The organism is Fimbriimonadaceae bacterium (genome assembly GCA_019638775.1).
Taxonomy (GTDB): domain Bacteria; phylum Armatimonadota; class Fimbriimonadia; order Fimbriimonadales; family Fimbriimonadaceae; genus JAHBTD01.
Genome location: JAHBTD010000120.1, coordinates 1 through 1057 on the forward strand (window position 1 = coordinate 1; position 1057 = coordinate 1057).

The window sequence follows — 1057 nt, forward strand, 5'->3', positions numbered from 1 at the left end:
GGCCAAGGATTACTCCTATCTCACCTCGAAGCGGGTGGTGGAGGCCTGTCTCAACTGCAAATCCTGCCGCACGATTTGCCCGGCAGGGGTCGATGTGTCGGAACTCATTCTCCAGCGGCGCGCCGAGCAGCCGAATCAAGGGAGCCGGTGGCTGTTTGTCCTTCACGCGAAGCTGCCGATATTTGAAGTATTGCTGAAGATTCTGGCGAAGACGCAACGTCTCTGGGATCGTCCCGGTCCGCGCGCAGTGCTGGAACGTCTGGCGGCTCCCGTGCTGAAGCGTATCGCCCCCACGGCCAAATTGCCGGCGGACATGGTGTTGCCCAAGCTGGCTCCGCATCATCTACGCGATCGCTATCCCGAGCTCACGCAATCGAACCCACCTGCAACCGGTCCGCGCGTGGCGTATTTCCATGGTTGCGCGGCGAACTATTTTGACGACGGGGTGGGGGATGCGGTGATCGGCGTGTTGCACAAACATAAAGTGAATGTTGAGCTACCTCCGCAGCGCTGCTCCGGGACGCCCATCGAAACCTATGGCCACGTGGACCTCGTAAGAGACAACGCACGGTTCAATCTGCAGTCGCTCGCGGGGTACGATCAAGTCGTGACGGGCTGCGCCTCCTGTACGCTCATGCTCAAGGAATACAGGAAGTTTTTCGAGGCCGGGCCGGAACAGCAGGCGGCGGACGCACTGGCACAAAAGGTGGTGCACATCACGGAGTTCGTGGCACGCTCGCCCGAGCATCCGCCTATGGGCGCGGCGGACGGTGCGGGCCGGCGGGTGACCTACCATTCGTCTTGTCACCTGCGGGCGGCGGGCGTCACGAAGGAACCGCGCCAACTGCTCAAGCAGGTCCCGGGTGCCGACTATGTCGAGATGACGGATGCCGACCGCTGTGCCGGCGGGGCGGGCACCTACCTTGTGAAAGACTACGACACCTCCCAGAAGGTATTCGATAGGAAGCGCCGGAACATCGAGCAGAGCGGGGCAGATACGGTGGCCACCAGTTGCCCGGCCTGCATGATTCAACTCAACAATGGGTTGCGCGGCCGC

The 1057-nt window shown here is 62.1% G+C and carries 1 protein-coding gene; it reads left to right on the forward strand.

The window, feature by feature from the left end; translation table 11 throughout:
- Window positions 1–1057 (forward strand): (Fe-S)-binding protein (locus tag KF784_20365; protein ID MBX3121411.1); only part of this gene is annotated, 1057 nt, incomplete at both ends.